This window comes from Syntrophales bacterium, from assembly GCA_030655775.1.
Classification (GTDB): domain Bacteria; phylum Desulfobacterota; class Syntrophia; order Syntrophales; family JADFWA01; genus JAUSPI01.
In genome coordinates this window covers 1-4,402 of record JAUSPI010000082.1, presented here as the reverse complement: position 1 = coordinate 4,402, position 4,402 = coordinate 1, and the positions used below count along the sequence as shown (strand labels likewise).

Below are 4,402 nucleotides of genomic sequence, written 5' to 3'. Positions count from 1 at the left end.
CCAGTATCATTATTTTATAGACTTTTTTCCAACAGAAACCTATATATATGGTAGTGTATATATACCCTACAATGGCAATTCATAAAGTAAAACGAAATGGTCACATCTATCTATCTGAATACAAATCCGTGAGGGTCAACGGTAAGGTCAAAAGCATCTATGTGAGATATCTTGGACCCGAGGACGAAGTTAAAGCTGGAAAGAAGTCCAAGAAACGTGTTCTGGACCGAGTCCAGATATCAAGATCAACACGGGCAGGAGATGTCGGGTTGCTATGGGAGATTGCAAGAGATCTTGATTTTGTTGGCATAATTGACAGAATTTGCTGCCAAGAATTTGGTATTCAGGGGCCTTCTCCCGGGAAATTCTTAACAATCTGGGCAATTAATCGTGCATTAGAACCCGAGAGTTGTACCCAACTTGAAAGATGGGTTAAGACCACAGACCTCCCTGAACTGGCTAATATCGAGCCGGAATTATTTAAAAAGGATGCGTTTCTATCATCCCTTGACTTCGTATGCAGTTATGATAGTCTAACAAACAGTCTCATAGATTATACGGCCTCGATCGACGATGCATTATACCAGCACCAGCGTCATATATGTCCACTTCCATCTGGTGAGAAAGAAACAGTGGCATATGATCTCACATCCATCCTCTTTTTTGGAGTGACCTGCCCGATTGCTGAACTTGGTCGGAATCCTAAGAAAATGAAGCAACGACAGGTCAATCTTGCATTGTTGGTTTCAAAATATGATCGACATCCTATTGCCCATTTTGTATACAATGGAAAACGTAAGGATGCATCAACGGTCAAGAACTTATTGGCGAGATTGGACGAAATCGCCATCGAACCGGGAACGCTCATATGGGATCGTGGAAACGTATCAAACGATCATGTGAAGATGGTCGAATCCACAAATTGGAAACTTATCTGTGGAGTTCCGATTACATCAAAGGATGCCCTCAGCATTATTGATGATACAGATATCGAACTCACCCCTTCTACCTACATCCTAAAGAGCCGAACCGGACACATCTATGCCTCAAAGTCAGATGGGCCACTTTATGGCAAGAAACGCTCCTTGATTGTATATGTGAACCCGGATCGTCACATGAAAGAGATGAACATTATGAACGAAGCCCTGGCGGACATTGGGAATGAATTGGACATATTGGCACAAGAGGGAAAGAACCGATCAGAGGTACAGCTGCATAAATCAATTGATGAGATAGTTGGTTCATGGAAAGATTGCATTCATGTCAGAGTGAAGAGAAAAGGAACTGGGTCTTGTATAGGGTGGAAATACAGGAATCGTGAAATAGAACGGATAAAACGCAGATCTGCAAAATATATAATCCTATCCACCGACGAAACACTTTCATCAAAGGATGTCATCAGTTCTTATTTTGAAAAGGATTATATCGAAAAGGTTTTCCGAATATTCAAGACAGAAGAAGAGATCGAACCCGTCCGTCACAGGCTTGAAAATCGAGTGAGGAGCTATATGTTCGTATGTGTTCTAGCATATCGGCTTCTATCGGCATTACGCTTCAAATTCGTTGAAACGGGAGAAACCGACAGCCCCTGGGAACAAACATATGGCATCCTACAAGAATTGAGTAGAGTCGAGAGGACAGAGATTGGTTTTGGTAATGAGATCAAAACCCTGTATCTCAATGACACCAAATCAATCAAAGACAAACTGAAAAAGATTGGAATGAAGGATATGTTGAAGGAAGAGATCAGATTGAAACCGTAGTGTATACGTCCTCGCTATTCAGGTCGATATTAATATCCATTACCTTCCCGCACTCGCTACACAGTAAATGGTGATGGGGATCAATAACACTGTCGAACCTTGCTTCATTTCCTGAGATATTTATTGCATGAAGCATGCCATGCTCCCTCAGAGATTGGATGGTGTTGTAAACTGTCGTTTTCGAGAGAGCTGGACTATTCTTTTTCAATTCCAGGTAAATTTCATCAGCAGAAGGATGGGTATGATGCGTATCCAGAAATTTCAGAATATCTAGGCGCTGGGGCGTGACCTTGATGCCGTGGTCCTTCAGTATTTTTTCGTATTTATCCAATTTTTCACCCCCTAATTTGAAATCATTACAATTTGATTAAGAATACAAGATAGTACTAATATATTGTCCCGATATTATTCGGTATCCAAAGTCCTTTTTATCTCTATCCAAAGTCCTGTGGGACATTTGGAACTAGGAGGTGTGTTAGGCGGATGGCAGAGTGTGGGGTGCTTTGGGATTTAATCGGTGCCAGTTTCGGGGACCGAGATGTGTGTCGATTTAAACACATCCCTCGCGAGTTTTTCTTTTTGCGAGATTTTCTGCGCTGCGGTATTCTCTTTTACAATTTTCTCCGCTGGAGTTTTTCTTTTTGTAAGATTTTCTGTGCTGCGGTATTCTCTTTTACAATTTTCTGCGCTGGATAGGCCTCCAAAAGATAATATCGAGTAAGAGAAAAATCGGCCTACCCTGCTCGAAAATCGAATCGGGTTGGATGGATGCCCAAGGTAACATTCCACCGTCGCCAAAAAGAAAAATTCATTAATAGAAAAAGCTCTGGTGAGCTTGTTCTCCTCAAGTAAAAACAATAACGGAGAACCCGAAAATTCACCGCAACTACCGCCAGCGAGGAATCCTCTACCTCCCCGAGCATGTCAACACCCTCAGAATGCATCAGACCGAGACCCTCGACCACTGGCTTACCAAAGCCGACTGATTTCCGTGCCGGAAATTGGCTGCGCCGCATTCACGTACACGCCGCCATGCTGGACGCATCCCCCACCCGCCGCTCCTCCGCTGGCTTCCTGCCCGTCCCCCCAGTCGCCTGCTCGGAGCGGCTGCACCGGCGCATAGACGCCGGGTTCGTAGTGTTGGATAGAGTATGGAAAAGTCGGGGCGTTGTCCGTCGGGTTGAAAAGGGCGGTATCGGGGACTCCAAAATATGCGCTGGATTCTTCCTCCCGCCATTCCTGGCGTTTAACCACCTTTTTCCGCCTGGGCCGGGTTGAAAACCGGTTGTTGGGGAATGATGGTTGAACAATAACTCTCCGCTTGTGAATACGCTTCCCTCGCATGGTCTCGGAGGGGAATGGTGCGGTGGATTTAAAAACTATTCGTCCGTTGATTCATGCTCGGGGCGAGGTAATCACTTTTAAATGCTCAGAAACGCCTTTGCCTTGAGTATTTTGATACCTTCATATTCTTTCAGGCCAAGCAGATGTTTATCGCCAGATACGATATATTTTACATCGCCATCAATCGCGCATTCAAGAATTCGGTTGTCCATTGTATCTTCTTTTATTATCGCCAGCTTTGAAGTTGTCTCGATGATTATTGCCGTTTCCATGATGATTTCCAGGAACAGACTTATCTTTTCCTCAGGTATATGCGATAATTTCTCGTATGACAGGACATGAAGCAATTCCGAAATTATTTCGTCGCTCAGAACCAAATCGACATCATCGGAGAGGGTTGCCAACAATACCTCTCTTTCGTTCCCGTTCCAACCCATTGCTGAAACCAAGATGTTCGTATCCAGGACCACTCTCATTTGGCTTTCCCCTTCGCCTTCCTAACTTCTTTTATTGCGTTCTCAAGGTCTTCTTTGGTTATTCCTTGTTCTTCTACGTCCTTCTGAATGCTTTCAAGCAACTCCAGCAGTTCTTTTTTTCTGGCTTTTTTATTCAATCTCCGCAGTACGATATCGTCACCATCGCTGATTACGAGGAATCTGTCGGCGGTTTCGATGCCCATCAACTCCCTGATCTCTGCCGGAATGACTATCTGGCCGCTGCTCGATATCTTGGCTATTCCCAAACTCATATTATCACCAATACATACAAGGTTTTTTAGATATAAAAGATTTTGTATTGTATTATAACAGAGCTTCAGTTCCAAGAAAAACCCCAAAAATCGGCTTCGCGCGAGTTTTTCTTTTTGTGGGATTTTCTCCGCTGCGGTATTCTCTTTTACAATTTTCTCCGCTGGCTGATCGTCGGCAAAAAGAAAAATTCATTAATAGAAAAACCTCTGGTCAGCCTGCTCGAAAATCTGTGTGGTTGGCCGGGTGTTCAAGGTGATTATCTAGGCTCCAAAAGATAATATCGAGTAAGAGAAAAATCGGCCTACCCTGCTCGAAAATCTAGATGGTTGGCGGGGTGTTGGGTTTCATGTCCTTCACTGGAAAGGTTCACACCATCGGATACCTTTTCATTTTGACGAATATGGCTCACACCATCGGATACCATAAATTATACTGGCTATTTTTATGATGCTTCCTCGGTGAAGTATCATGGAACATACATTTGAAGAGGAAGCACGAATCGAAGCAGTCCAGCAGTATCTTGAAGGAAAAAAACCTGTTGACATC

5 protein-coding genes are annotated in these 4,402 nt (G+C 43.7%); 1 reads left to right on the top strand and 4 read right to left on the bottom strand.

Annotation, left to right across the window (positions count from 1 at the left end):
• Positions 1 to 71 precede the first annotated feature (71 nt).
• Positions 72 to 1,763 (top strand): IS1634 family transposase, encoded by a 1,692-nt coding sequence (locus tag Q7J27_04410; protein ID MDO9528386.1) that lies wholly within the window; start codon positions 72 to 74, stop codon positions 1,761 to 1,763.
• On the opposite strand, the gene Q7J27_04405 is transcribed toward Q7J27_04410, so the two are convergent.
• From Q7J27_04405 to Q7J27_04390, 4 genes are all read right to left on the bottom strand, one after another.
• Positions 1,747 to 2,094: a Fur family transcriptional regulator gene (locus tag Q7J27_04405; protein ID MDO9528385.1), complete on the bottom strand. Its 348-nt coding sequence runs from the start codon at positions 2,092 to 2,094 to the stop codon at positions 1,747 to 1,749. The genes Q7J27_04410 and Q7J27_04405 overlap by 17 nt on opposite strands.
• Positions 2,095 to 2,273: 179 nt before the next feature.
• Positions 2,274 to 2,621, bottom strand: a complete 348-nt coding sequence (locus Q7J27_04400; GenBank protein ID MDO9528384.1) for a hypothetical protein — start codon at positions 2,619 to 2,621, stop codon at positions 2,274 to 2,276.
• 563 nt (positions 2,622 to 3,184) lie between these two features.
• A complete protein-coding gene (locus tag Q7J27_04395) occupies positions 3,185 to 3,583 on the bottom strand; it encodes a putative toxin-antitoxin system toxin component, PIN family (protein MDO9528383.1) in 399 nt (132 codons plus the stop codon).
• Complete coding sequence (locus tag Q7J27_04390) at positions 3,580 to 3,855, bottom strand: AbrB/MazE/SpoVT family DNA-binding domain-containing protein (GenBank protein ID MDO9528382.1); 276 nt, start codon at positions 3,853 to 3,855, stop codon at positions 3,580 to 3,582. Before Q7J27_04390 ends, Q7J27_04395 begins: the two co-directional genes overlap by 4 nt.
• Positions 3,856 to 4,402 lie beyond the last annotated feature (547 nt).

Excerpts from the sequence above, each read along its gene's own strand:
- Q7J27_04410 (MDO9528386.1), top strand. The coding sequence starts at position 72 with ATGGCAATTCATAAAGTAAAACGAAATGGTCACATCTATCTATCTGAA.
- Q7J27_04395 (MDO9528383.1), bottom strand. The coding sequence starts at position 3,583 with ATGAGAGTGGTCCTGGATACGAACATCTTGGTTTCAGCAATGGGTTGG.
- Q7J27_04390 (MDO9528382.1), bottom strand. The coding sequence starts at position 3,855 with ATGAGTTTGGGAATAGCCAAGATATCGAGCAGCGGCCAGATAGTCATT.